This window comes from Mycobacterium branderi (assembly GCF_010728725.1).
GTDB classification, from domain to species: Bacteria; Actinomycetota; Actinomycetes; order Mycobacteriales; family Mycobacteriaceae; genus Mycobacterium; species Mycobacterium branderi.
Genome location: NZ_AP022606.1, coordinates 4,027,166 through 4,050,874, shown reverse-complemented (window position 1 = coordinate 4,050,874; position 23,709 = coordinate 4,027,166). Strand labels below are relative to the sequence as shown.

Annotated in this window: 27 protein-coding genes; 13 read left to right on the top strand and 14 right to left on the bottom strand. The window is 67.1% G+C overall.

Annotation, left to right across the window (positions count from 1 at the left end; all coding sequences use genetic code 11):
- Positions 1–3: 3 nt before the first annotated feature.
- Genes G6N47_RS19585 through G6N47_RS19560 form a run of 6 tightly spaced genes read right to left on the bottom strand, consistent with a single transcriptional unit; the run spans position 4 to position 5,042 of the window.
- Complete coding sequence (locus G6N47_RS19585; protein ID WP_083132096.1) at positions 4–729, bottom strand: DUF72 domain-containing protein; 726 nt, start codon at positions 727–729, stop codon at positions 4–6.
- A 7-nt stretch (positions 730–736) separates the two neighbouring features.
- Positions 737–1,372, bottom strand: coding sequence for an endonuclease (locus G6N47_RS19580; protein WP_083132095.1), 636 nt, complete (start codon positions 1,370–1,372; stop codon positions 737–739).
- 18 nt (positions 1,373–1,390) lie between these two features.
- Entirely contained in the window at positions 1,391–1,738 is a 348-nt protein-coding gene (locus G6N47_RS19575) for a TfoX/Sxy family protein (RefSeq protein ID WP_083132094.1), read from the bottom strand.
- Between the two features lie 4 nt (positions 1,739–1,742).
- A complete protein-coding gene (locus G6N47_RS19570; RefSeq protein WP_232080249.1) occupies positions 1,743–2,123 on the bottom strand; it encodes a nitroreductase/quinone reductase family protein in 381 nt (126 codons plus the stop codon).
- Positions 2,124–2,134: 11 nt separating this feature from the next.
- A complete protein-coding gene (lon, locus tag G6N47_RS19565; RefSeq protein ID WP_083132093.1) occupies positions 2,135–4,447 on the bottom strand; it encodes an endopeptidase La in 2,313 nt (770 codons plus the stop codon).
- A 28-nt stretch (positions 4,448–4,475) separates the two neighbouring features.
- Positions 4,476–5,042, bottom strand: coding sequence for a CGNR zinc finger domain-containing protein (locus tag G6N47_RS19560; RefSeq protein ID WP_163659701.1), 567 nt, complete (start codon positions 5,040–5,042; stop codon positions 4,476–4,478).
- Between the two features lie 152 nt (positions 5,043–5,194).
- Between G6N47_RS19560 and G6N47_RS29800 the strand changes: the two genes are divergently transcribed.
- Positions 5,195–5,953, top strand: coding sequence for a hypothetical protein (locus G6N47_RS29800; protein ID WP_232080248.1), 759 nt, complete (start codon positions 5,195–5,197; stop codon positions 5,951–5,953).
- Between the two features lie 205 nt (positions 5,954–6,158).
- Here the strand turns inward: G6N47_RS29800 and G6N47_RS19550 are convergent, their stop codons facing one another.
- Positions 6,159–7,406, bottom strand: coding sequence for an alpha-hydroxy acid oxidase (locus tag G6N47_RS19550; RefSeq protein ID WP_083132091.1), 1,248 nt, complete (start codon positions 7,404–7,406; stop codon positions 6,159–6,161).
- Between G6N47_RS19550 and G6N47_RS19545 the strand changes: the two genes are divergently transcribed.
- Complete coding sequence (locus G6N47_RS19545; RefSeq protein ID WP_083132090.1) at positions 7,405–7,836, top strand: DUF1810 domain-containing protein; 432 nt, start codon at positions 7,405–7,407, stop codon at positions 7,834–7,836. The two genes, G6N47_RS19550 and G6N47_RS19545, sit on opposite strands and share 2 nt — an antisense overlap.
- Here the strand turns inward: G6N47_RS19545 and G6N47_RS19540 are convergent.
- From G6N47_RS19540 to G6N47_RS19525, 4 genes are all read right to left on the bottom strand, one after another.
- On the bottom strand, positions 7,829–9,070 hold the full coding sequence (locus tag G6N47_RS19540) for an alpha-amylase family protein (RefSeq protein ID WP_232080247.1): 1,242 nt from the start codon (positions 9,068–9,070) through the stop codon (positions 7,829–7,831). The genes G6N47_RS19545 and G6N47_RS19540 overlap by 8 nt on opposite strands.
- Positions 9,067–9,453, bottom strand: a complete 387-nt coding sequence (locus G6N47_RS29795; protein ID WP_232080246.1) for a cytidine/deoxycytidylate deaminase family protein — start codon at positions 9,451–9,453, stop codon at positions 9,067–9,069. Before G6N47_RS29795 ends, G6N47_RS19540 begins: the two co-directional genes overlap by 4 nt.
- A gap of 105 nt (positions 9,454–9,558) precedes the next feature.
- Positions 9,559–10,089, bottom strand: a complete 531-nt coding sequence (locus G6N47_RS19530; RefSeq protein WP_083132088.1) for an alkyl hydroperoxide reductase — start codon at positions 10,087–10,089, stop codon at positions 9,559–9,561.
- Between the two features lie 52 nt (positions 10,090–10,141).
- The gene (locus tag G6N47_RS19525; protein ID WP_083132087.1) at positions 10,142–10,729 is read right to left on the bottom strand and encodes a peroxiredoxin; all 588 of its coding nucleotides are present in this window, start codon (positions 10,727–10,729) and stop codon (positions 10,142–10,144) included.
- Positions 10,730–10,839: 110 nt separating this feature from the next.
- Between G6N47_RS19525 and G6N47_RS19520 the strand changes: the two genes are divergently transcribed.
- The 4 genes from G6N47_RS19520 to G6N47_RS19505 all read left to right on the top strand — a co-directional run bounded on the left by G6N47_RS19520 (position 10,840) and on the right by G6N47_RS19505 (position 13,993).
- Positions 10,840–11,796, top strand: coding sequence for a hydrogen peroxide-inducible genes activator (locus G6N47_RS19520; RefSeq protein WP_083132086.1), 957 nt, complete (start codon positions 10,840–10,842; stop codon positions 11,794–11,796).
- A 19-nt stretch (positions 11,797–11,815) separates the two neighbouring features.
- Positions 11,816–12,442: a PaaI family thioesterase gene (locus G6N47_RS19515; protein WP_083132085.1), complete on the top strand. Its 627-nt coding sequence runs from the start codon at positions 11,816–11,818 to the stop codon at positions 12,440–12,442.
- Complete coding sequence (locus G6N47_RS19510) at positions 12,442–13,137, top strand: EthD domain-containing protein (protein ID WP_083132084.1); 696 nt, start codon at positions 12,442–12,444, stop codon at positions 13,135–13,137. The genes G6N47_RS19515 and G6N47_RS19510 overlap by 1 nt, the downstream gene beginning before the upstream one ends.
- Before the next feature lie 94 nt (positions 13,138–13,231).
- Positions 13,232–13,993, top strand: coding sequence for an enoyl-CoA hydratase/isomerase family protein (locus G6N47_RS19505; RefSeq protein WP_083132083.1), 762 nt, complete (start codon positions 13,232–13,234; stop codon positions 13,991–13,993).
- Here G6N47_RS19505 and G6N47_RS19500 read toward each other — a convergent pair.
- On the bottom strand, positions 13,990–14,172 hold the full coding sequence (locus G6N47_RS19500) for a (2Fe-2S)-binding protein (RefSeq protein ID WP_081968140.1): 183 nt from the start codon (positions 14,170–14,172) through the stop codon (positions 13,990–13,992). The two genes, G6N47_RS19505 and G6N47_RS19500, sit on opposite strands and share 4 nt — an antisense overlap.
- 336 nt (positions 14,173–14,508) lie before the next feature.
- Here G6N47_RS19500 and bfr point away from each other — a divergent pair, with 336 nt between their 5' ends.
- The 7 genes from bfr to G6N47_RS19465 are packed head-to-tail and all read left to right on the top strand — an operon-like array spanning position 14,509 to position 21,344.
- Positions 14,509–14,991, top strand: coding sequence for a bacterioferritin (gene bfr, locus G6N47_RS19495; protein WP_045378690.1), 483 nt, complete (start codon positions 14,509–14,511; stop codon positions 14,989–14,991).
- Positions 14,992–15,007: 16 nt separating this feature from the next.
- Positions 15,008–17,095 carry an MDR family MFS transporter gene (locus tag G6N47_RS19490; protein ID WP_083132082.1) on the top strand — a complete coding sequence of 696 codons (2,088 nt, stop codon included), beginning with the start codon at positions 15,008–15,010 and terminating at the stop codon, positions 17,093–17,095.
- Entirely contained in the window at positions 17,070–17,564 is a 495-nt protein-coding gene (locus tag G6N47_RS19485) for a carboxymuconolactone decarboxylase family protein (RefSeq protein ID WP_083132081.1), read from the top strand. Before G6N47_RS19490 ends, G6N47_RS19485 begins: the two co-directional genes overlap by 26 nt.
- 10 nt (positions 17,565–17,574) lie before the next feature.
- Positions 17,575–18,927, top strand: a complete 1,353-nt coding sequence (locus G6N47_RS19480; protein WP_083132080.1) for a type I glutamate--ammonia ligase — start codon at positions 17,575–17,577, stop codon at positions 18,925–18,927.
- Positions 18,924–20,033 (top strand): amidohydrolase family protein, encoded by a 1,110-nt coding sequence (locus G6N47_RS19475; protein WP_083132079.1) that lies wholly within the window; start codon positions 18,924–18,926, stop codon positions 20,031–20,033. Before G6N47_RS19480 ends, G6N47_RS19475 begins: the two co-directional genes overlap by 4 nt.
- A 31-nt stretch (positions 20,034–20,064) precedes the next feature.
- The gene (locus G6N47_RS19470; protein ID WP_083132078.1) at positions 20,065–20,898 is read left to right on the top strand and encodes a lysophospholipid acyltransferase family protein; all 834 of its coding nucleotides are present in this window, start codon (positions 20,065–20,067) and stop codon (positions 20,896–20,898) included.
- The gene (locus tag G6N47_RS19465) at positions 20,898–21,344 is read left to right on the top strand and encodes an SRPBCC family protein (RefSeq protein WP_083132077.1); all 447 of its coding nucleotides are present in this window, start codon (positions 20,898–20,900) and stop codon (positions 21,342–21,344) included. Before G6N47_RS19470 ends, G6N47_RS19465 begins: the two co-directional genes overlap by 1 nt.
- Positions 21,345–21,412: 68 nt before the next feature.
- Here the strand turns inward: G6N47_RS19465 and G6N47_RS19460 are convergent, their stop codons facing one another.
- Together G6N47_RS19460 and G6N47_RS19455 are read right to left on the bottom strand one after the other, a co-directional pair.
- On the bottom strand, positions 21,413–21,856 hold the full coding sequence (locus G6N47_RS19460) for a nuclear transport factor 2 family protein (RefSeq protein ID WP_083132076.1): 444 nt from the start codon (positions 21,854–21,856) through the stop codon (positions 21,413–21,415).
- Positions 21,846–23,618: an N-acyl-D-amino-acid deacylase family protein gene (locus tag G6N47_RS19455; RefSeq protein WP_083132075.1), complete on the bottom strand. Its 1,773-nt coding sequence runs from the start codon at positions 23,616–23,618 to the stop codon at positions 21,846–21,848. The genes G6N47_RS19460 and G6N47_RS19455 overlap by 11 nt, the downstream gene beginning before the upstream one ends.
- Positions 23,619–23,709 lie beyond the last annotated feature (91 nt).

The following is a 23,709-nucleotide window of genomic DNA, read 5'->3' as shown; positions in this document are numbered from 1 at the left end:
CACTCATCGCAAAAGGTCCTTGAGGAAAAGCGCATTGCGCACGGCGTGGCCGTGCGGGTCGTTGTTGAAGTACATCCAGACATCGCGGCCTTCGCCGTCCCAGCCGGTGATCCGCTCGGCCCAGCGCAGCAGCTCGGCGTCGGGGTAGGAGCCGGCGTACATCGACTCCGGGTCGGGGCCGTGCATCCGGATGTACACAAAGTCCGTGGTGGCGCGGGGGATACACGCCAGTCCGGCGCCGCTCATCACCACATAGGCGGCATTGCGTCGTTCCAGCAGCGCATGCACGCCCGCGTCGTTCCACGACGGGTGACGCAACTCGACAGCCACCCGGATCCACCTCGGCACGCTCGCCAGAAACGAATCGAGCCGATCGTCGTCGCGGCGTTGCTCGGGATGCAGCTGAACCAGCAGCACACCGCGCCGGTCACCTAACAGCTGCCAACAGTGTTCGAACCGCTCGATCCACGGCTCCGGCGAGGACAGCCGGCGGTAGTGGGTCAGGCCGCGATGCGCCTTGACCGACATCGCGAATCCGTCCGGCAGCTGCCGGCGCCAACCCGCGAACGTCGAATCCTTGGGCCAGCGATAGAAACTGGCGTTCAGCTCGACGGTGTCGAACACCTCGACGTAGCGGGCCAACCGGCGCGCCGACGGCAGGCCCGGCGGATAGAGCACGTCGGCCCAGTGGTCGTAGGACCATCCGGAGGTGCCGATCCGTACCGTCACCGGCGGCTCAACCGGTCGCTTGCCGCCGTATGTCGGCGTCCAGCGAGGCCCGCACCAATGCCGCGGCCAGGCGCGCGTTGTCGCGAGGCGCCAGCGAACCCAGTTGCGGTGGATCGGTGGGCAGGCCCAGTTTCTTGGCCGCGTCGATGGCCCGCTTGTCGAAATATGGCCGCGCCCAAGTCCATACGTCCTGCACCTCGCGCAGGAAGATGTCGGCGCCGGTGCCACCGATGCCGTTGAACTGTTTGAGCAGGCCGGTGGCCGCGCGTACATCGCGGTCGCTGCGGCGGGCGAGCTCACGTAGATCGCCGGAGTATTCGTCGCGGACCCGCTCGGCCATGTCGGTGAGCCGGGTGGCCGAGCTTTCGTCGTACCGCACGTAGTGGGCGCGACCGAACGCGGCAATCATTGTGCGGCGCTTCGCTGCCAACACGGCTTTCGGCGTTTTCAGGCCCTCTGTGAACAGTTCGCGACCGGCTTGCATGGCGATCGACGCGTCGATCGGCTTGCTGGCCAGCATGCATAACACCAGCAACTGGAAAAGCGGCATCGGTTTGTCAGCGACGCGGACGCCGGCCTCGGCCGCGTAGGTGGTGCCGGCGACTTTCAGCAGCCGCCGCGCTACCTCGGCATGCTTGTCCATACCGCACGGTGTACCCGTTTAGTGCCGCCCAGCACACTTGGGCGGCAGGGTCCGGACGTAGTCAACGCTGCGGGTCACCCAACTCTGCAGCTGGCGTTTGGTTTTCACCCCTGCGAGGTCTACCCGAAGCCAGCCGCGCATGTCGCGGCCTCCCATCACCATCGGGCTGACGTGCGCGCGGGCCAGCAGTTTGTCGGTGTCGGCGGGCGGCACGCGCACCAACAGCCCGCCCTGGCCGCTGGCGGCGACGGTCATGTGCCCACCGATCAGGAACGCCAGGCCGCCGAACATCCGTTTCTCCTCGACGCCCCGAAGCGGCGCCAGCACTTCGCGGATGCGCTCGACCAATTCAGTGTCGTAGGCCAATGCGTCAGTCCAAGTCGACGCGGATGGTCAACAGGTCAGTGCCCACCGCACGGACCACGGCGCTGTTGAGCGACGGGAGGCTGCGCAGCCGTGCTTTCGCGTCGTCGTCGGGCAACAGGTGGGCGGTTCCGGTGCGCCACCGGCCGCGGACCCGCACCCGCACGGCGGGGTTGGCCTTGATGTTGCGGACGTAGTCGGATCGGTCGCCGTGCTCGGAGACCATCCAGAACTGGTTGTCGATCACCCGGCCGCCGACCGCGGTGCGCCTCGGCTGGCCGGACTTGCGGCCGATGGTTTCCAGCATGGTCACCGGCATCTTCCGGCCGACCGGGTTGACGACGAGCCGCTGCGCGCCACGCACCAGGCGCTGTTTGACGTTGCTCACGCCCGCGAACGTTACGCCGCAGCCAGCGCCGCAGCTGCCGGTTCCAGCGCCTGCGTGACGATGTCGGCGACGTCGGTCATCGGCTTGACGTCCAGCGCCTCGAGCACTTCGGCGGGCACGTCGTCCAGGTCCGGCTCATTGCGCTCAGGGATGAACACCGTCGACAGCCCGGCGCGCTGCGCAGCCAGCAGCTTCTGCTTGACGCCGCCGATCGGCAGCACCCGGCCGTTCAGCGTCACCTCGCCGGTCATTCCGACGTCGGCGCGCACCTGCCGGCCGGTGGCCATCGACACCAGCGCGGTCACCATCGTCACACCGGCCGACGGCCCGTCTTTGGGCACGGCGCCGGCGGGGACGTGCACGTGGATGCGCCGGTCCAGCGCTGCAGGATCAACACCCAGCTCTGCGGCGTGCGAGCGCACGTACGACAGGGCGATCTGTGCGGATTCCTTCATCACGTCGCCGAGCTGACCGGTCAGCTGCAATCCGGGCTCGCCGTCGTTGGCGCTGGCCTCGATGTAGAGCACGTCACCGCCCAGACCCGTCACGGCCAGGCCGGTCGCCACACCCGGCACCGCCGTGCGTTCGGCCGACTCCGGGGTGAACCGCGGCCGGCCCAGGTAGCCGACCAGGTCGGGCTCGTCGATGGTCACCGGATCCGCGGCAATCTTGGTGGCGACTTTGCGCAGCGCCTTGGCCAGCAGCCGCTCGAATTGCCGCACACCCGGTTCGCGGGTGTAGTCGGCGGCGATCTTGCGCAGCGCCGCGTCGGTGATGCTGACCTCGTCGGCGGTCAGCCCGGCCCGGTCGCGCTGCCGCGGCAACAGGAAGTCGCGGGCGATTGCCAGCTTGTCGTCTTCGGTGTAGCCATCGATGGCCACTAACTCCATCCGGTCCAGCAGCGCCGACGGGATGTTTTCGACGACGTTGGCGGTCGCCAGGAACACCACGTCGGACAGGTCCAGATCCAGGTCGAGGTAGTGGTCGCGGAACGTGTGGTTCTGCGCGGGGTCGAGCACCTCGAGCAGCGCGGCCGCCGGGTCGCCCCTGAAGTCCGAGCCGACCTTGTCGATTTCGTCAAGCAGCACAACGGGATTCATCGATCCTGCTTCGCCGATCGCGCGCACGATGCGGCCGGGCAGCGCCCCGACGTAGGTGCGGCGGTGCCCGCGGATCTCGGCCTCGTCGCGCACGCCGCCCAAGGCGACACGCACGAACTTGCGGCCCAGCGCGCGGGCCACGCTCTCACCCAGCGAGGTCTTGCCGACTCCGGGCGGGCCGGCCAGCACCATCACCGCGCCGGAGCCGCGACCACCGACGACCTGCAGCCCGCGCTGGGCGCGGCGCGCCCGCACAGCCAGGTATTCGACGATGCGGTCCTTGACGTCGTCCAGGCCGTGGTGGTCGGCGTCCAGGATCTCCCGGGCCGCCGTCAGGTCGGTCGAGTCCTCGGTCTTGACGTTCCAGGGCAGCTCCAGCACAGTGTCCAGCCAGGTCCGGATCCAGCCGCCTTCGGGACTCTGTTCGCTGGCGCGTTCCAGCTTGCCGACCTCGCGCAGCGCGGCCTCGCGGACCTTCTCGGGAAGGTCGGCGGCCTCGACGCGGGCCCGGTAGTCGTCGGAACCCTCGGGTTCGTCCTCGCCCAGCTCCTTGCGGATGGCTGCCAGCTGCTGACGCAGCAGAAATTCCTTTTGCTGCTTTTCCATGCCGGTCCGCACGTCCTCGGCGATCTTGTCGCTGACCTCGACCTCGGCCAGGTGGTCGCCGGTCCACTCGCTCAGCAGGCGCAGCCGCTCAGCGACGTCTTCGGTCTCCAGCAGCTGGCGTTTCTGAACGGCGCTCAGGTACGACGCGTAGCCGGCCATGTCCGCCAGCGCCGACGGGTCGGTCAACCGGTTGACGACGTCGACGAGCTCCCAGGCCTCGCGGCGCTGCAGCATCGCCAGCAACAGCTTCTTGTATTCAGCTGCCAGCGCTTTGACGTGTTCGGACGCCTCCACCTCAGGGACCTCGGTCACCTCGACCCACAGCGCCGCGCCCGGGCCGCTGGCGCCGACCCCGATCTGGGCGCGCCGTTCGCCCCGCACGACAGCGGCGGTGCCGCCGCCGGCGATGCGGCCGACCTGCAAAATCGCCGCCAGCACCCCATGCGACGGGTAGCGGTCCTCGAGCCGCGGCGCGATCAGCAGCTTGCCTGACTCGCTGGCGCGGGCCGCGTCGACGGCGGCGCGAGCCGCATCATCCAGCGCAATCGGCACCACCATTCCGGGCAGCACGACAGGGTCGCTGACAAACAAAACGGGCACTGATTTGGCTTCAGCCATCAATCCTCCAAAGTTAAGCCTGATGCGCTCAACCTTGTCCGGACGGCATTTGTTCCCGGCCACGCTGACGGGCGCGGAAGGCTTGCACCTTGGCGCGGTTGCCACAGGTGCTCATCCCACACCACTGCCGGTTCCTGGCCCGCGACGAATCGAGGTACAGGCGCGTGCAGCCCGGGTGGGCGCAACGCTTGACGTTCTCGATATCGGCTCCGGCAACCAGGTCGAGTAGGTCCGCGGCCAGGGTGGCAAGCAGGTGCAACGCGGTGCCGTCGCGGCGAACCGACCCGGTTCGGAGCAATCGCGGCGTGAGTTGGGGGCGGGACGCGCACTCGTTGAGCAGGTTGACGTCGGCGAGCGTGGGCCGACGGCCCTCGATCCGGGCGGTCACGGTCCGGTAGATGGCCTCGCGCAGCGCGATGGCGGTCGCGAGATCGTCGTCGGTGACGTCGATCGCAGCATCTACCAGCCCGGCCTGAATTGCCCAGTCCGACAACAATTTCGGTTCGGTCAGGAGTTCTTCGCGCTCCGAGTCGCGGCGCTTGACGGTACCCGCGAAGTCGAGGCACGCACGGCCGCTCAGGTAGACGAACTTCACAGTAACCACCTTGACAGGTTTCATCGACCCATGCAAGCTGTAACCGTCTAACACGGTTACAAGCTCGGACGGGCGTGAACCCAGCGGCCGTTTCAAACGTCTTACGTGCGTAACCAGGCGCCGTATACGGAAGGTGAAAGGAGCCAACCCGTATGGACCTCTACCGCATCACCCACCCGCTGAGGTTGGCCAAGGGATCCCACCAGCTTGGTTCGGGCAAAGGCTGCGCAATGAACGTGATTTCCTACATCAACGGCGACGAGCAGATCACCGACTTTCCGGCGACCTCGGCCCGTCCGCTGAGCCTGCTCGTCCAGTCCAGCAACGACCTGCTTGCCGGCCCCGACGGCTATCTGTCGCCGGAAAACAGCGTGCTCGCCCTCGACCTTGCCTGGCGGACCGTGGGAACCGCCGACGTCCCCGACGCCGTCGTTCACGCGTGGCTGGCCGAACTGCTGACCAACCCCACCTGGGGTGTGCTTGGCTACGCGAAAATCACTGCGGTCAAGGCGATCCGCGACATTGCCCAGCTGCACCGCGCCGCCGCGTCGGCAGACATGCCCGCAGCAGCCGTCTGGGACGCTGCCGAGCTGGCCGCCCGTGCGCTAACCCCGTCCCTCGACGCCGCCGGGCTCTATGCCGTCCGAGCCGCCTACGAATCGACGGCGCTTGTGGACACCCGCCTTCGGGTGACGGTCGAGGAAGTGACCGCTCATGCCCTACGCGCCCACGCATTGGCGGCGCGCAGCGGCATGGCGAGTCGCATTGTCGCGATCACCGGCCACGCAATCGACTCGTGGCGCCAGCTGGCCGGGCTGGACAGCTCACCCTCCCTCAGCCGCACCACTCGCGCACATCGTCCGGATAGTCATCGAGCGGTCCGACGCAGCGCTGCCCTGGCGGGTAGTTGACGCGGGCGTTCATCAGATCGCAGGGGATGTAGACCTGCTTGCCTTTCGGAGTGTTGCTCAAACACTGCGTCGGCGGCTCCGCACGAGCCGGGACCGGGACAGCAAACGTCACCGCCAAAGCAGCGAGCACCCACAAAACACGGCGATAGCTCATGGGAACTCCTTCTATAGGCCTGCGTAAGCGAAAGGGTAGCGAACGCCGCGGTCAGGCTGGCGAAAACGGCACCAGCCGCCGCAGCTGCGTCACATGGCGTGGGGAAAGCTCCTCGAGGCAGCTCACCCCGAGTAACCGCATGGTCCGGGACAGCTGGCCGGTCAGGATGTCGATGGCACGCCGGACGCCTGCTTCGCCGCCGGCCATCAGCCCGTACAGGTAGGCGCGCCCGATCAGGGTGCACCGCGCGCCCAGCGCGACGGCGGCGACGATATCGGCGCCGGACATGATGCCGGTGTCCAGCAGGATCTCGGTGTCGGCGCCGAGTTCGCGGGCGACAACGGGCAGCAGATGAAACGGCACCGGAGCCCGATCGAGCTGGCGGCCACCATGATTGGACAACACGATCCCGTCGGCGCCGACCTCGACGACGGCGCGGGCGTCGTCGAGCGTCTGGATTCCCTTGACGACGAGCTTGCCCGGCCACTGCGTCTTGATCCACGCCAGATCCGCGAAGGTCACGCTGGGGTCGAACATGGTGTCCAGGTATTCACCGACGGTGCCGGGCCAGCGGTCCAGCGACGCGAACGCCAGCGGCTCGGTGGTCAGCAGGTCGAACCACCAGCGCGGACGGGGCAGCGCGTCGAGCACCGTGCGCAGCGTCAACGCCGGCGGAATCGACATCCCGTTGCGGGTGTCGCGCAGTCGCGCGCCGGCCACCGGCACGTCGACGGTGACCAGCAACGTGTCGAATCCGGCGTCGGCGGCGCGACGCACCAACGCCATCGACCGGTCTCGGTCACGCCACATGTAGAGCTGAAACCACTTGCGGCCCTGCGGGACAGCGTTGACGACGTCCTCGATCGACGCGGTGCCCAACGTGGACAGCGAGAACGGAATGCCGGCCGCGGCGGCGGCGCTGGCCCCGGCGATCTCGCCAGACGTATGCATCAACCGGGTAAAACCCGTCGGCGCAATCGCGAAGGGCCACCCGACGCGCCCACCGAGCACGTCCCACCCGGTTCGTACCGTCGTCACGTCGCGCAGGATCGAGGGGTGAAACTCGATGTCGCGGAAGGCTTGCCGGGCACGGCCCAGCGAGACTTCGTCCTCGGCGGCGCCGTCGGTGTAGTCGAACGCTGCCCGCGGAGTGCGTCGCTTGGCGAGGCGCCGCAGATCGTCGATGGTCAACGCGGCGTCCAGGCGGCGCTGGGTGCGGTCGAAGCGGGGCCTGCGGAAGCGGATCAGCGGCGCGAGGTCGCGGACCTTGGGAACCCGTCTGTGCGACTGTGGTGGCATGGACTTCGCAACCGACCCCTTCGATCTGCAACGTTTCGTCGACGCGCAGGCCGGCGTGTACCACACCGTAGTCGAGGAGCTGCGCGCCGGACGCAAACGCAGTCATTGGATTTGGTTCATTTTCCCGCAGATCACCGGGCTGGGCCGCAGCCCGACAGCCGAACGGTACGCGGTTTCCTGCCTCGATGAGGCCCGCGCGTACCTGAATCACGATGTCCTCGGGCCGCGATTGCGCGAGTGCACGCAGCTGGTCAACCACATCACGGGCCGCTCGATCGGCGAGATCTTCGGCTCACCCGACGACCTCAAGGTGCGCTCGTCGATGACGCTGTTCGCCCACGCCACCGACGACAACCGGGAATTCATGGAGCTGCTCGACAAGTACTACGACGGGGAGCAGGACCCGCTCACACTCGAGCGGCTCAGGTAGGCGCCAGAATGCGCCAACCATGCGGTTCTACCGCCAGCGTCTCGACGACAGCCTGCGGCGGCGCTCCCGACCCGGCGATCACCTGCGCGCGCGGCACAGAGATCTCCAGCGGCGACTCGTCGATGTTGAGCGCGACGATCAGCGCCTTTTCATCGCGGTGCGTGCGATAGAGGTAGTGCCGGTTGTCCAGCCGCAGCGTCGTCGTCGACGCCCCGAAAAGCCACGGATGGCGCCGGCGCAGCCCGATGAGGTATTGGTGCAGCGTCCAGGCCCGAGTGTCGATAGTTGCCGGAGGAGAACCGAATTCGGGCCGGACTGCATCGTCTCCGCCGAATCTTTCTTCCTTGACGCCGCGGTAGCCGAGCTCGTCGCCGGCATACACGCTGGGAATGCCGCCCACGGTCATCTGCAACACCAGCGCGTGAGCCACGTGCGCGGGAGTTTCCAGCCGGCTGGCGATCCGGGTGACGTCGTGATTGCCGATGAAGGTCAAGGGCGCAAAGTGTTGCAGAAATGTGTTGTGCCGCTGCAACGCCCAATCCAGCTCGTAGAAGTTGCCGTCGTTGAGGCTGCTCCAGATCGCCTTCCAGAGCTCGTATTGGGTGACCGAGTCGAAACCGGCCTCGTCCACCACCGCGGCATAGTCGCCGTGGATGAGCTCGCCGACGAACCACGCGCCGGGGTGCCGGTCGCGGACCCGCGGCAGCACGGACGCCCAAAACCGCGGTGGCACAGCATAAGCCGCATCCAGTCGCCAACCGTCGGCGCCGCGTCCCAGCCAATGCGACATCACGTCGGCGACATACTCGGCGACCTCCGGGTTGTCATGGTTCAGCGTGGTCAGGTCGCCGTGGCCTTCGAATGCGTAGTCGCGAAACCACGTCTTGTCGTTACGGGGGAAGTCCGGGCCGACGTGGTTGAACACGCCGTCGAGCAGGACACGCAGGCCGCGCCGATGCGCCTCGGCGACAAGGAAATCGAAGTCTGCGTCGTCCCCCAGGCGCGAATCGATGCGGTAGTGGTCAGTGGTGTCGTAGCCGTGGGTGCGGGAGGCGAAGATCGGTCCCAGCGCTATTCCCGACGCCCCCAACGCAATTGCATGGTCGAACCACTCGACGATGCGCCGCAGCCGGTGCTCGGCCGGGTCCGGCGGATCGGCGGGGAATGCTCCGACGAAACCCAGCGGATAGATCTGCCACCAGATCACATGCTCGACCCACGACGGCGCGCTCACGACCGAAAACGGGCTGCGTAGAGGGATTTCATCTCTTCCTCGAGCTCCGGGGCCGGGCCGCTTACCACCGCCGAGGGCACGACTGTGGTGATCGATAAGGGTGCCACCGGCGGAACCGGCGCGTGCCATTCGGCCAGCCATCCCCACAGCTGCGCCGACGAGGTCGCATACACGATGCGGCCCAGGCCCGCCCAGCGGGCGATGGCGAACTCGGGATGCTGCGTCAGGTCGTTATCCGTGCACCGGTTGCGGTCTTCGTAGAGGGTCTTGCCGTCAGCATCGATCAGGATCGAGCCGAAAGGGCTGGCGTCGTCGTCGAGTGCGATACGGGCGAGTTCGACGCAGCGACGCAAGTGTTGGAGGTCAACCTCGCTGATTGCCACAAGGCGCGAGTCTACGTCGAATTGCCCTCCGTGCCGCGAGCGTGCGTGTTTGTACAGCGCCACGCCGCTCAGCGCGTACAACCACGCACGCTCGCGGCAAAGAAATCAGGCCGCCAGCGTCTGCGCAGTGGTAATCGCCTGCGCCACACCGGCCACGATCGCGGCGGCCTTGAGCGCTTCGAAAATCGTCTCCCGGTCGACGCCGGCTTCCCGCAGCGTGTGCTCGTGGGCGACCACGCAGTGCGCACACCCGTTGATCGACGACACCGCGAACGACCACAGCTCGAAATTGGCCTTGTCGACGCCCGGGTTGCCGATGATGTTCATCCGCAACCCTGGCCGCAGGTCGTCGTACTGGCCGTCCAAAAAGCCGCGGCCACGGTAGAACACGTTGTTCATCCCCATGATCGACGCCGCACCCAGCGCAGCCTGGTATGCCTCGGCCGACAGGTAATCCGCGGCTTCGGCGCCAATCTCGCTGAGCACCCGGTCATTTCGGGTGGCCGCGGCGCTGGCCAGCAGCGTGCCCCACAGCTGCTCCTCGCTCAGCGCCGTGGTGCGCGTGATCGACCCCAGGTTGAGCTTGAGATCCTTCGCGTACTCGGGCAGCGCCTCTTTGAGGTTGTCGATGCTCATATGCGCCGCTCCTCCTCATCACTTCGTTCTGCATCGTCGCCGGCGCGGCTCATCAGGCCGACTTCCGCAGCTCTTCGCCCGCGTCGATGGTCGGGTCGCCCTTGCGCCAGTTGCAGGCGCAGAGCTCGTCAGACTGCAGCGCGTCGAGCACCCGCAGCACCTCGTCGACGTTGCGGCCCACGGAACCAGCGGTCACCGAGACGAACTGGATCTCGTTGTTCGGGTCGACGATGAAAGTCACCCGGTCGGCGACACCGTCCTTGTTGAGAGCGCCGGTGGCCGTGACGAGCTCGCGCTTGATGTCCGACAGCATCGGGAACGGCAGCTTCTTGAGGTCCTCGTGCTGGGCGCGCCACTGGAAGTGCACGAACTCGCTGTCCACCGAGACACCGAGCACCTTGGCGTCGCGGTCCTCGAACTCGTCGTTCAGCTTGCCGAACGCGGCGATCTCCGTCGGGCACACGAACGTGAAGTCCTTCGGCCAGAAGAAGATCACCCGCCACTTGCCGTCGTAGTCGTCGCTGGTGATGGTGGTGAAGTAGTCGCCCGGCTGTTTGGCGTCGACCTTCGACAGGTCACCGCCGATCAGGGCGGTCAGCTGGTAGGCCGGGAACTGGTCACCAATGGTCAGCAGTGCCATGTCACTCCTTTGGTCACGATCGGGTCTAAGTGGGACTTCTGTCTCAAGAACCCATCGTGCCCAAAGTCAACCTAGAATTAAAGGTGATATTTCCCACTATACTAATAAGCATGACCGATAAGAGTTATCAACCGACGATCGCCGGCCTGCGGGCCTTTGTCGCGGTAGCCGAGAAACAGCATTTCAGCAGTGCCGCAACGACTCTCGGTGTCAGCCAGTCGACGTTGTCGCAGGCTCTCTCGGCGCTGGAGACCGGGCTGGGCGTGCATCTCGTCGAGCGGTCGACCCGGCGTGTCTTCTTGACACCCGAGGGTCGGCAACTGCTGCCGTACGCCCAGACGGCGATCGAGGCGGTCGAGGAGTTCGCCGCAGCGGCGGCCGGCGCCTCCGACCCGCTGCAGGGCATGATGCGGCTGGGCCTCATCCCGACGGTAGCGCCCTACGTGCTGCCGACGGTGCTGTCGGGATTGGCCGAGCGGTTGCCCGGGCTCACTTTGCGGGTGATCGAGGACCAGACCGAACGGCTGCTGGCGGCATTGCGGGAAGGTTCGCTAGACGCCGCGCTGATCGCCTTGCCGTCCGAGGCCGCGGGCGTGACCGAGATTCCGATCTACGACGAGGACTTCGTGCTGGCGCTGCCGCCCGGGCATCCGCTGTCGGGCAAGCGGCGGGTGCCGCCGACGGCCCTGGCGCAGCTGCCGTTGCTGCTGCTCGACGAGGGCCACTGCCTGCGCGACCAGGCGCTCGACGTCTGCCGCAAGGCCGGTGTGCGCGCCGAGCTCGCGAACACCCGGGCCGCCTCGCTGGCCACCGCGGTGCAATGCGTGACCGGCGGATTGGGGGTGACGCTGATCCCGCAGAGCGCGGTTTCGGTCGAGGCGGCCCGTAGCCGGCTGGGGCTGGCGCAGTTCGCCACGCCCCGCCCGGGACGACGGGTCGGGCTGGTGTTCCGCTCGTCGAGCGGGCGTGAAACCCCCTACCGGCAGCTGGCCGCGATCATCGGCGAGTTGGTCAGCACCGACCAGCAGGTGCGCCTGGTCCCGGACCCCGTCGCCGGGCGGCAATGAGAACATGTTCTAGTTGGTCATGCTGGACTTCACCCTGGAGAACCTCAGTGCCGCCGAGGTCGAGCGACTACGGGCAATCTACGAGCCGCTGGCCCAGTCGGTGCGCGAGCTGATCGACGCCACCGTCCGCACCGAAGTGGATGCCGACGCGGTGGCGTTAGCCAAGGCCGAAATCGATTCGGCGACAGCACGTTTGCGGCAAAAGCAGCTCGACGGCACATACGGGGTGCGCTACCTGTCCACTGGTGAGCGGATGGCGTGGGGCAACGTCGCGATCGGGGTGCGCAACCCCATCGCCCCGCCGTTGGCCATGCAGCGCGACCCGTCCGGCAAGGTCTGGTGCGACTTCGATCTGGGGGCCGCCTACGAAGGTCCGCCCGGTCACGTGCATGGGGGAGTCGCGGCCCTGGTTCTCGACCATGTGCTGGGCGAGGCGGCCAGTGACGGCGTGAATCCGCGGTTCACCGGCACGATCACGCTGCGCTATGTGCGGGCCACGCGGCTGGGCCGCCTGCACGCCGAAGCGACGACCACCCGCGTCGACGGTGTGAAGACGTTCGCGGCGGGCCACCTCGCCGACGACGAGGGCGTCACCGTCGAAGCGCAGGGAGTGTTCATCCAGCCGCGGTGGGCTCGGGGGTCGTAGTGGAGAAGGTCATCGCTTTGATGCGAAAGGCCACGTGCGACGACGACTGGTGTGCCCACCAGCGCGGACCGGTCGCCGAGGCCGTGCTGCGCCTCGGTGTTCCCGGCCTGGCGGTCAATGTTCGCGACGGCGCGGTGCGTGATTCGCTGATGACGCTCACGACGCTCGACCCGCCAGTGGTTGCGGTGGTGAGCCTGTGGACGCAGCAGTGCTACGGCGAGCAGATCGCGGCCGCGCTCACGCTGTTGGACGCCGAGTGCGAGCTACTGGCCGCATACCTGGTCACCGAATCCGTTCCGTTGCCCGCTCCGCTCCAACTCGGCAGCCGCACAACGGGTTTGGCTAACGTCGCACTGCTGCGACGGCCCGTCGACATGGACCAGGACAGTTGGCTGGCCCGCTGGCAGCGCGACCACACCCCGGTCGCAATCGAGACCCAGGCGACGTTCGGCTACACCCAGAACTGGGTGGTGCGGGCGCTGACTCCCGACGCGCCGCCCATCGCGGGGATCGTCGAGGAGCTGTTCCCGGCCGAGGCGATCACCGACCTGAAGGCCTTCTTCGGGGCCGCCGACGACACCGACCTGCAGGACCGGGTGAGCCGGATGGTGGCCAGCACGTCGGCGTTCGGCGCGAACGAGAACATCGACACCGTCCCCACCAGCCGGTACGTCCTGAAGACACCGTTTGTATGACCGGTTCGACCGCGAATCAGAAGCTATGGCGGCTATCGCCGAGACATCACAAACCTGGCTTCTGTCTGGCGGCAAAAAGGCTTAGGAGGCAGCCGTGATATTGCAGATCGACGACGCCAACAAGGTACGCACCCTGACGCTGAACCGACCGGAGGCGCTCAACGCGTTCAACGAAGCGCTCTACGCCGCCACCGCCGAGGCGCTGTCGGCCGCCGCCGACGACCCCGACGTCGCCGTCGTCCTGTTGACCGGGGCCGGTCGCGCGTTCAGTGCGGGCAATGACCTCAAAGAAATGCAGGCGCGAATCAGCGACCCCAGCCTGGGCGGACAGTCCCACTTCACCGCGATGATCGAGGCCCTGAGCCGGTTCCCCAAGCCGCTGATCTGTGCCGTCAACGGCGTCGGGGTAGGCATCGGCACCACCATCCTCGGCTACGCCGACCTGGCGTTCATGTCCTCCACAGCCCGGCTGAAATGCCCGTTCACCAGCTTGGGCGTCGCGCCGGAAGCGGCGTCGTCGTACTTGTTGCCGCAGCTGGTCGGCCGGCAAAACGCCGCCTGGCTGCTGATGTCCTCGGAGTGGGTGGACGCAGACGAAGCCCTCCGGATGGGCCTGGTCTGGAAGGTGTGCGAGCCGGCCGATCTGCTCACCGAGGCCCGCCGGCACGCCGAAATCCTTGCCTCGCGGCCGGTTTCAAGCCTGATGGCGGTCAAGCACACCATCGTCGAACCGCTGCGTCCGGAGATCGCCGCCGCGAGCGCCCGGGAAAACGCTCACTTCGCCGAGCTGATGGGTTCGCATGCCAATGCGGCGGCGCTGGCCGACTTCACCGGGCGGCGGGGGAGCCAAGACTAAGAGGCGCTGGTTTCGAGTTGTCGGGCGGCCGCGATGATCGCCCGCAGATTGTGCCGGCAGCGCCCGCAGTCGGCCCCGGCGCCGCAGGCCGCAGCCACTTCCTTGGACGTCGACGCACCGCGAGCAACACACTCGGACACGGTGTGGCTTGTGGCGCCGACGCAAAGGCAGACGTACATCAGCACACTCCGAGGTGGACAGGCCTCATGTTAGTGGAGTCTAACCTAAGTCGGTTAGCGAAGTCTAACCTAAGTCCTTGACCGGCGGGTCGGCTGACCGCGGACGCTGTGGCGCAGCCAGACCATCGGGGCGCCCGCCGCGCCGGCGAACTTATTTCGAGGCGCCGTCGGGCAAATTTGCCGGAGAAATCGGCAACCTCTTCGCGCGCGTTGAAACATAGCCTTGCTTTAGTTAGGGAAAGCTGACCGAAGTGAGTATTACCTTGGGTGACAAGGGTTTTGACCTGTTGTAGCGTTAGCCATCGGTAAGCACGGCACGCTGTATGAGGAGTGACAATGCAAGGTGACCCCGATGTTTTGCGACTGCTCAACGAGCAATTGACCAGTGAACTCACTGCGATCAACCAATACTTTTTGCACTCCAAAATGCAGGAAAATTGGGGATTTACCGAGCTGGCATCGCACACGCGCGCGGAGTCGTTCGACGAGATGCGACACGCCGAGATGGTGACCGACCGCATCCTGCTCCTCGACGGTCTGCCCAACTATCAGCGCATCGGGTCGCTGCGGGTCGGCCAGACGCTGCGCGAACAATTCGAGAGCGACCTGGCCCTCGAACTCGAGGTGGTCAACCGCCTCAAACCGGCCATCGTCTTGTGCCGCGAGAAGCAAGACAGCACCAGCGCCACCATCTTCGAAAAGATCGTGGCCGACGAGGAAGACCACATCGATTACCTCCAAACGCAACTGGAGCTGATGGATAAGCTCGGCGAGGCGCTCTACAGCGCGCAGTGCGTCGCCCGACCGCCGACGACATGAGGTAAGAAAGGCTGGTATGACGGCACCGACTGCACCGGCGACGGCCGGCGCAGACGCGGTGCCGGGTGGCACGCTGATCAGCCCGAAGCGGCGCAATCTGATCTTTCTGGCGATTGTGCTCGGCATGCTGCTCGCCGCGCTGGACCAGACGATCGTGGCGACGGCGCTGCCCACGATCGTCGCCGACCTCGGCGGGGCCGGGCATCAGTCCTGGGTGGTCACCAGCTATCTGCTGGCGTCCACGATCGTCACCGCGCTCGTCGGCAAGCTCGGGGACCTGTTCGGCCGCAAGACGGTTTTCCAGGCTGCCGTGGTGTTCTTCGTCGCCGGCTCGATCCTGTGCGGGCTGTCGCACTCGATGATCATGCTGGTGCTGGCCCGCGCGCTGCAGGGCATCGGCGGCGGCGGTCTCACGGTGACCGCCACCGCGCTGATCGGTGAAGTGATTCCGCTGCGCGAACGCGGCCGCTACCAGGGCGCGCTGGGCGCGGTGTTCGGTGTCACCACGGTGGTCGGCCCGCTGCTGGGCGGCTACTTCACCGACGACCTCACCTGGCGGTGGGCGTTTTGGATCAACGTCCCGGTGTCGGTGGTGGTGTTCTTCGTGGCCGCGGCGACCATCCCGGCGCTGGCCGACCGGGCCAGGCCCGTGATCGACTATGCCGGAATCGTTTTCGTCGGCCTCGGCGCCGCGGGCCTGACGCTGGCCACCAGCTGGGGCGGCACCACCTATCCGTGGGGATCGCCGACGATCATCGGACTGTTCGTCGGCTCCGCCGTTGCGCTCGGCGTGTTCGCCTGGGTGGAAAGCCGTTCGGCCGCACCGATTCTGCCGCTGCGGCTGTTCGCCAGCCCGGTGTTCACCGTGTGCTGTGTGCTCTCGTTCGTAGTCGGATTCGCGATGCTGGGCGCGCTGACCTTCTTGCCGACCTACATGCAGTTCGTGGACGGCGTGTCGGCGACGACGTCGGGTCTTCGCACGCTGCCGATGGTGGTCGGCATGCTGACCACCTCGATGAGCAGCGGTGTACTGGTCGGGCGGACGGGCCGGTACAAGTTCTTCCCGATCGCCGGCACCGCCGTGATGGTGCTCGCGTTCGTGCTGTTGTCGCGCATGGGGCCGTCGACGCCGACGTGGCAGCAGTCGCTGTATCTGGTCATTCTGGGCGCCGGCATCGGGCTGTGCATGCAGGTGCTGGTCCTGATCGTGCAGAACACGTCGAGCTTCGACGACCTCGGTGTCGCCACGTCGGGCGTGACCTTCTTCCGCACGATCGGCAGCTCGTTCGGTGCCGCGATCTTCGGGTCGCTGTTCATGAACTTCCTGCACAGCCGGCTGGGTCCGGCGCTGGCGGCCAGCCGAACACCGGCCGCGGCGGCGAGTTCGCCGGAGCTTCTGCACCGCCTGCCGCACGACGTCGCGGCCCCGATCGTGGCAGCCTATGCCGATTCGCTGTCCAAGGTTTTCCTGTGGGCCGCGCCAGTCGCCGCCGTCGGATTCGTGTTGGCGCTGTTCTTGCGGGAGGTGCCGCTGCGCGACATCGGCAACAGGGCCGCCGACATGGGCGACGGGTTCGCGATGCCGACCGCCCAGACGCCGGACGAACTGCTCGAGTCCGCGATCGGGCGCATGCTGGCGGGCACTCCCGGAATGCGGCTGCGCAGCATTGCCATGCGGCCCGATTGCCGGCTCGACGTCGCGGGCCTGTGGGCCGTGTTGCGAATCCACCGGTATGCCCGGATATTCGGCGCAGCGCGGCTGACCGACATCGGCGACGACCTGGGGCTGCCGTACGAAGTTCTCGAGCCGGTGTTCGACGGCGTGGTGCGCGCCGGCTACGCCGCACGCGACATCGACCGGTTGTGGCTCACGCCGTCCGGTGTCCAGCAAGTCGAGTTCGTTTCGAAGCTGATTCGCGACTGGGTGATCGACAAGCTGGCCCGGGTGCCCGGCTTCGAGGGCCGACCGGACCGCGTGCAGGTCGAAGCGGCCCTCGACCGGATCGCACACCGGGTTGTCGCCCAACGTGATTGGCATGAGGGCCCCCGCCAACTCGCCAGTGGCGTACCATCCCGCCATGAGCCGAATCGGAACCTTCCCTGACGACGACCTGGCCGGCTGGATTGGCAAATCACCCGAACTAGGCAGCGCCATCGGCGCGTTCAGCGACGCGGTCTACAACCGCAACCGTCTGCCGATGCGCACCCGCGAACTCGCACGGATAGTGATCGCGCACGACAACGAATGCGAGGTCTGCGTCAACACCCGCGACGGCGACGGGCCCGCGGCCGGCGTGGACGAAGAGCTTTACGCGCACGCGGCGGAGTGGCGCACCTGGCCGGGATACAGCGAACAGGAGCGGCTGGCCGCCGAATTCGCGCACCGGTTCGCCACCGAGCACACCGTGCTGCGTGACGACGAGGACTTCTGGCAGCGCTGCAGTGAACACTTTTCCGACGAGCTGCTCGCCGACTTGGCGTTGTCGTGCGCGCTGTGGGTCGGGATGGGACGCGTGCTGCGAACCCTCGACATCGGGCAGAGCTGCAAGCTGACGCTGCCCAGCCGAGCCTGATTTACCACACGTGAGCACCACCCCGCTTGCCGCCGCCGCCATCGCGCAGCTGGAGGCCGAAGGGGTGGACGCGGTGATCGGCACCGTCGTCAACCCGGCCGGGCTCGTGCTGGCCAAGGCGGTGCCGATACGTCGCACCAACGCGTTCGCCGCCCCGGGCATGGGCGCCAGCCTGGTGTGGCATGCCTTTGCGATCGACCAGACGGGCATCGCATTCACCGAAAACATCGGCGTGGTCGGTGATCAGCGCGTCCGTATCGATCCGTCCGCCCTGCGCATCATCGGCGACGGGCTGGCCTGGGCGCCGGCCGGATTCTTCGAACAGGACGGCACGCCGGTGCCGGCATGCAGTCGCGGAACGCTGCAGCGGGTCGAGTCCGCCCTGGCCGAGCAGGGCATCAACGCCGTCATCGGCCACGAAATCGAGTTCATGGTGGTCGATCCCGACGGCGGCAGGCTGCCGTCGACGCTGTGGGCGCCCTACGGGCTAGCCGGCATCCTCGAGCGCGAGGCGTTCGTGCGTGACGTGTCCGCCGCCGCCACCGCGGCGGGTGTGGGAATCGAGCAGTTCCATCCCGAGTACGGCGTCAACCAATTCGAGATCTCGTTGACACCGCACGCGCCGGTAGCGGCCGCCGATCAGCTGGTCCTGACCAGGATCCTCGTCGGCCGGGCGGCGCGGCGCCACGGGCTGCGGGTCAGCCTGTCACCTGCGCCGTTTGCGGACAGCGTGGGATCCGGTGCACACCAGCATTTTTCGCTGACAACCAGCGATGGCCCATTGTTCTCCGACGGGAGCGGCGCGCACGGCATGACTGCGGCCGGTGAGAGCGCGCTGGCCGGTGTGCTCGACGGGCTGTCGGAGGCACAGGGAGTCCTGTGTGGGTCGATCGTGTCCGGATTGCGGACCCGGCCCGGTAATTGGGCCGGCGCTTATACGTGCTGGGGCGCCGAGAACCGAGAAGCGGCACTGCGTTTCGTCGCGGGCGGGCCGGCCAACCCGTATGGCGGGAACGTCGAGGTGAAGGTGGTCGACCCGTCGGCCAACCCGTATTTCGCGTCGGCGGCGATTCTCGGACTGGCACTGGATGGAATTACCCGCAAAGCGACGCTGCCGCCGGAAACCACGATCGACCCGGTGACGCTGTCGGATGCCGACCGCGCCCGCGACGGCATCGTGCAGCTGCCCCGAGGGCAACTGGACGCCATTGCCGCGCTGGATGGTTCGGCTCGACTGCGAGCAATTCTGGGCGATGCCGCCGTCGACGCGATTGTCGCCGTCCGTCGTCTCGAACACGAGCGCTACGCGAACTTGGATCCCGAGGAGCTGGCAGACAAGTTCCGGATGGCTTGGAGCGTATGAGCGTGTCTGAGCTGGCGCGCCATGTGGCCGACGTGGCGTTGATCGATCAGCACGTCCACGGCTGCTGGCTGGCGGCGGGGGACCGGGCGCGGTTTGAGAACGGCCTCAACGAGGCCAACACCGAACCGCTGGCTGATTTCGACTCCGGATTCGACTCGCAACTCGGGTTCGCGGTGCGCGCCCACTGCGCGCCGCTTCTCGGCTTGCCGAAACATGCTGGCGCCGACGAGTATTGGGATCGACGTTGCCAGTTCAGCGAGCTCGGGCTGGCCCGCGTTTTCTTGCGGGCGGCCGGCGTAACCGACTGGCTGGTGGACACCGGCTACGCCGAGGGCGTCGCCGACGTCGCGCAGCTCGCCGACCTGTCCGGAGCGCGCGCACACGAGGTGGTTCGCCTGGAGCAGCTGGCCGAGCAGGCCGCGCAGGCGCCCGGCGATTATGCCTCGGCGTTCGAGGAGATCCTGCGGTGGCGCGCGCCCAGCGCCGTCGGCACCAAATCCATCCTCGCCTACCGCGGCGGATTCGAAGGCGACCTGAGCGAACCGTCGGCCGCGGAGGTCAGCGAAGCCGCGGCCCGGTGGCGCGCCGGCGGCGGGACGCGGTTGCGCGATCGGGTGCTCCTGCGCTTCGGGCTGCACCAGGCGCTGCGGCTGGGCAAGCCGCTGCAGTTTCACGTCGGGTTCGGCGACCGGGACTGCGACCTGCACCGGGCCAACCCGCTGTATCTGCTCGACTTCCTGCGCCAATCCGGCGATACGCCGATTGTGCTGCTGCACTGCTATCCCTACGAACGCGAAGCCGGCTATCTGGCGCAGGCGTTCAACAACGTCTACCTCGACGGCGGCTTGTCCATCAACTACCTGGGCGCCCGCGCTCCGGCGTTCATCGCCCGCCTGTTGGAGCTCGCGCCGTTCCGCAAGATCGTCTACTCGTCGGACGGGTTCGGTCCGGCGGAGCTGCACTTTCTCGGTGCGGCGTTGTGGCGCAAGGGCATTGGGCAGGTCCTCGGGGAGTTCGTGGCGGACGACGACTGGAGTGAACACGATGCGATCCGGGTGGTCGACCTGATCGCCCACGCCAACGCCGCACGCCTCTACGGCGTTTGACGTGGACCGACGCTGGGTATAAACGGCGGTTATGGCCGGACTCGGCGATGTGCTGGAGTGGGTGCGCACGCAGGTGGCGTCGCGAGTGCCCACGGCCGACCTCGACCAGCGCGATCCTGACTACATCCGCGACCAGCTGCCCGGCACCTGGCTGCTGGCCTCGCTGTACTTCCGGGCCGACGTGCGCGGCCTGGATCGCATCCCGGCACAGGGCCCCGTGCTGCTGGTCGGCAACCACAGCGGCGGCAACGTGCCGCCCGACACGTTCGTGTTCACGCTGGCGTTCTGCTCGTACTTCGGCGTCGAGCGGCCCTTCTACCAGTTGGCCCACAACCTCGTCGTCTCGGCACCGCCGCTGGGGTGGCTGCGCAAGTTCGGCACCGTCGCAGCTAACCCCGAAAACGCCCGGCTGGCACTGGAATCCGGGGCCGCGCTGCTGGTTTATCCCGGCGGCGACTACGAAGTGTTCCGGCCGTCGTGGGAACGCCACACCGTGGACTTCGGTGGGCGGATGGGATACGTGCGGCTGGCGCGTGAGACCGGTGTGCCGATCGTTCCGGTCGCCAGCGTCGGTGGGCAAGAGACCGCGTTGTTCCTCACCCGCGGACAGTGGCTGGCCAAGCTGCTGATGACGGATAAACTGCTGCGGCTCAAGAGCATTCCGATCTCACTGGCGTTGCCGTGGGGACTGAACATCAGCGACCTGGCCGGGCACATTCCGTTGCCGGCCAAGATCGCGATCGAGGTGCAGGAGCCCATCGCTGTCGACGGCGACGACCAAGTGGTGCACGACAAGGTGGTGGCCAGCCTGCAGGCCGGCGTGGATCGCCTTGCCGCCGAGCGTCGATTCCCGGTGATCGGCTGATGCGCGTCGAACGCCGCTGCGTGATCGACGCCGAACGGGACGCGGTGTGGAAGGTGGTCAGCGACCCCGACTGCTACCCGTTGTTCATGACCAGCCTGGAGCGCTGGGAGGCCGCCAACGAGCAACCGCCCGGCGTCGGGGCCCGCTATACCGTGCACTGGAAGATCGGGTCGGTGCCCGTCGGCGGACTGGTCGAGGTGGTCGAATTCGACGAGTCCCGCGACCTGGCCTGGGTGGGGATCACCGGGGTGAGCCTGCGCGGCCGGTTCCGGCTGCGCGACGCGGGGCAGGGCCAGACCAAGGTGATCTTCCGGCTGTCCTATCAGGCGCCGGGCGGACTTCTCGGCTACATCGCGGACCGGGTCGCGGTGCGACAGGTGGGCCGCAACGCGGCTCTGACCCTCAAGCGCCTCAAGGAGCTCGTCGAGTCCAAGCAGTTGCGTTGAAATTGCGCGCAGGGCTGTGAATTCCCGAAATCAACGACCCTGGACGCAATTTCAATGCAAGCGACTCGCTAAATCAGCCCCGTCGCGTCGAAAATCCACGATGTGTCGGTGCCGGCCAGATCCTCCAGCCAGGTAGGCGGCGCCTGCGCGGTCATGCTGCCCATGTCCCAATAGTCTTTCCACAGCGTCACTTTGCCGTCTTCGACCCGATGCACGCTGACGAACTTCAGCAAAGCCGTCTCGCCGCTGGCCCACTTCCACGTCTCGGAGTGCTCGTACATCGCGTCAGTGCCGTTGGACACCAGCAGGCCGTCGTGGTTTTCGTAATGAGCCAACGGCTCCAGACCGACCTTGAGGCGCTTGACGATGTCGTCGGGTCCGCGTGCCGCCAAGCTCGGGCCGACCGGCATGTCGACGTAAATGCAGTCCGACGACAGGAAGGTCTTGACCGTATCCCAGTCCCGCTGCGACAGCGCCCGCCACAGCCCCAGCACCGCGTCGTCAACTGGCATGGGCGAGCTCGCTTTTCGTGGTCGACCCGGCGCGCAGGAAGCTGCCGGTGCGCCGCCTCCCGAGCACCGAGGTGGGCACGCCGTCCAGGAACACCGCCTGCCCGGCGACGAAGACGGCGTTCACGGTGTCGTCGTTGCGGTTGACCATCCGCGACATCCCGTCGAACTGCTCGATTTCCGCTTCGGCGTACTCGTCCAACGCCGAGTCCAGCCGCTCGGGATCGAGCACGACGAGGTCGGCCCGATCGCCCTCGCGCAGGTGCCCGGCATCGAGGTGAAACCAGTCGGCCAACTCGCCGGTGAGCCGGTGCACCGCATGCTCGATCGTCATGAACGACCGGCCGGCCTTCTCGGCGTCGTGAACATGACGCAGCAACCGCAACCCGGAGTTGTAGAACGCCATGTTGCGCAGATGCGCTCCGGCGTCGGAAAAGCCCATCTGCACACCGGGTTCGCGGGCCAGCTTCTTGAGCACGTGCGGCCGGTGGTTGGAGATCGTGGTCCGCCAGCGCAACGCGGTGCCGTGTTCGAGCACCAGGTCCAGGAACGCGTCGACGGGATGCAGACCGCCGCGGTCGACACCGACTTGGCCGAACGACTTGCCGATCACCGACGGGTCGGGGCAGGCGACGATCTCTGCGTCGAAAAAGTCGCGCTGCCACACCCGCACGGCGAACTTGCTCTCGTAGTCCTTCCGGAACCGGCGCCGGTAGTTCTCGTCGCGCATCAACGCGTTGCGTTCCAGCTCGTCGCGAAGGTGCAAAGCTGCTGCGCCGGCACCGAATTCCTCGAAGACCACCAAGTCGATGCCGTCGGCGTACACCTCGAACGGCACCGGCAGATGCTGCCAGCGGAAGTCGGCGCCGAACCGATTCACCAGGCGCGCCAACGGGCCAAGCGCATGGATCGCGAACGGGTTGGCCTTGACGTCGGCCGCGGAAAGCAGACTGGTCTTGAGCGGCTTGCGGAACACGCCCAGCGACTGGGCCACCTGCGACCCGAGGTTGAGCGGGTTGGTGATGTCGGGCCCGGACTGGAAAACCCGGCCGCTGCGCCGCAGCAACGACTTGAGCCGGCGCAGCTCTCGCGGCTTGGCGTACGTGGACGGAAGGGTCCGGGACCGGCACGTGTCGCCGTCCAGCTTGTCGAAAAGCAGTTGCTGCGACGACATTCCGACAAACCCCGCGGCCAGCGCTTCGGCCAGCATCTGTTCCATCCGGGCTTGTTCGGCCGTGGTGGGCCGCACCGATTTGCGGGTCGCACGGTCGAGACCCATTGTGGCAGCACGCATGTCGGAGTGGCCGATGAACGCGGCCACATTGGGGCCCAGCGGCAACGCCTCGAGTGCGGCGACGTACTCCTCGCAGCTACTCCAGGTTTTGTGCTTGTCCACCGCGGCGATGACGTGCTCCCGCGGAATCGCCTCGACCCGTCCGAACAGATCGCCTGCGGTCACCCCGTCGACGTGGATCGTCGACAGCGAGCAGGAGCCCACCATCACCGTCGTCACCCCGTGGCGCACCGATTCGGACAATGCGGGCCCGTCGAGCACCTCGACGTCGTAGTGGGTGTGGATGTCGAGCAGACCGGGCAGCACCCACTTGGCGGTCGCGTCGATCACCTGGGGGCAGCCCGCACCGTCGAGGTCGTGCGGCGTGACCGCGCTGATGCGGCCGTCGCGGATGCCGATGTTGCGGATCGCCGACGGCCCACCGGTTCCGTCGAACCAGCGGCCGTTGCGGATGATCGTGTCGAAGGTCACAGCCGGCAATATAACCAACTCGCTGGACACGTGTCCATTATGGGCAGGCTCTAGAGTCTGGGAAGCCGACGAAGCGGGAGGAAGCGATGCC

Bases quoted from the DNA above. Each gene is read 5' to 3' on its own strand.
- G6N47_RS29800 (WP_232080248.1), top strand. From the start codon at position 5,195: ATGGACCTCTACCGCATCACCCACCCGCTGAGGTTGGCCAAGGGATCC.
- G6N47_RS19580 (WP_083132095.1), bottom strand. From the start codon at position 1,372: ATGGACAAGCATGCCGAGGTAGCGCGGCGGCTGCTGAAAGTCGCCGGC.
- G6N47_RS19515 (WP_083132085.1), top strand. From the start codon at position 11,816: ATGCTGGACTTCACCCTGGAGAACCTCAGTGCCGCCGAGGTCGAGCGA.
- G6N47_RS19465 (WP_083132077.1), top strand. From the start codon at position 20,898: ATGCGCGTCGAACGCCGCTGCGTGATCGACGCCGAACGGGACGCGGTG.
- bfr (WP_045378690.1), top strand. From the start codon at position 14,509: ATGCAAGGTGACCCCGATGTTTTGCGACTGCTCAACGAGCAATTGACC.
- G6N47_RS19470 (WP_083132078.1), top strand. From the start codon at position 20,065: ATGGCCGGACTCGGCGATGTGCTGGAGTGGGTGCGCACGCAGGTGGCG.
- G6N47_RS19520 (WP_083132086.1), top strand. From the start codon at position 10,840: ATGACCGATAAGAGTTATCAACCGACGATCGCCGGCCTGCGGGCCTTT.
- G6N47_RS19485 (WP_083132081.1), top strand. From the start codon at position 17,070: ATGAGCCGAATCGGAACCTTCCCTGACGACGACCTGGCCGGCTGGATT.
- G6N47_RS19500 (WP_081968140.1), bottom strand. From the start codon at position 14,172: ATGTACGTCTGCCTTTGCGTCGGCGCCACAAGCCACACCGTGTCCGAG.
- G6N47_RS19490 (WP_083132082.1), top strand. From the start codon at position 15,008: ATGACGGCACCGACTGCACCGGCGACGGCCGGCGCAGACGCGGTGCCG.
- G6N47_RS19460 (WP_083132076.1), bottom strand. From the start codon at position 21,856: ATGCCAGTTGACGACGCGGTGCTGGGGCTGTGGCGGGCGCTGTCGCAG.
- G6N47_RS19525 (WP_083132087.1), bottom strand. From the start codon at position 10,729: ATGGCACTGCTGACCATTGGTGACCAGTTCCCGGCCTACCAGCTGACC.
- G6N47_RS19530 (WP_083132088.1), bottom strand. From the start codon at position 10,089: ATGAGCATCGACAACCTCAAAGAGGCGCTGCCCGAGTACGCGAAGGAT.
- G6N47_RS19550 (WP_083132091.1), bottom strand. From the start codon at position 7,406: ATGCCACCACAGTCGCACAGACGGGTTCCCAAGGTCCGCGACCTCGCG.
- G6N47_RS19545 (WP_083132090.1), top strand. From the start codon at position 7,405: ATGGACTTCGCAACCGACCCCTTCGATCTGCAACGTTTCGTCGACGCG.
- G6N47_RS19475 (WP_083132079.1), top strand. From the start codon at position 18,924: ATGAGCGTGTCTGAGCTGGCGCGCCATGTGGCCGACGTGGCGTTGATC.
- lon (WP_083132093.1), bottom strand. From the start codon at position 4,447: ATGGCTGAAGCCAAATCAGTGCCCGTTTTGTTTGTCAGCGACCCTGTC.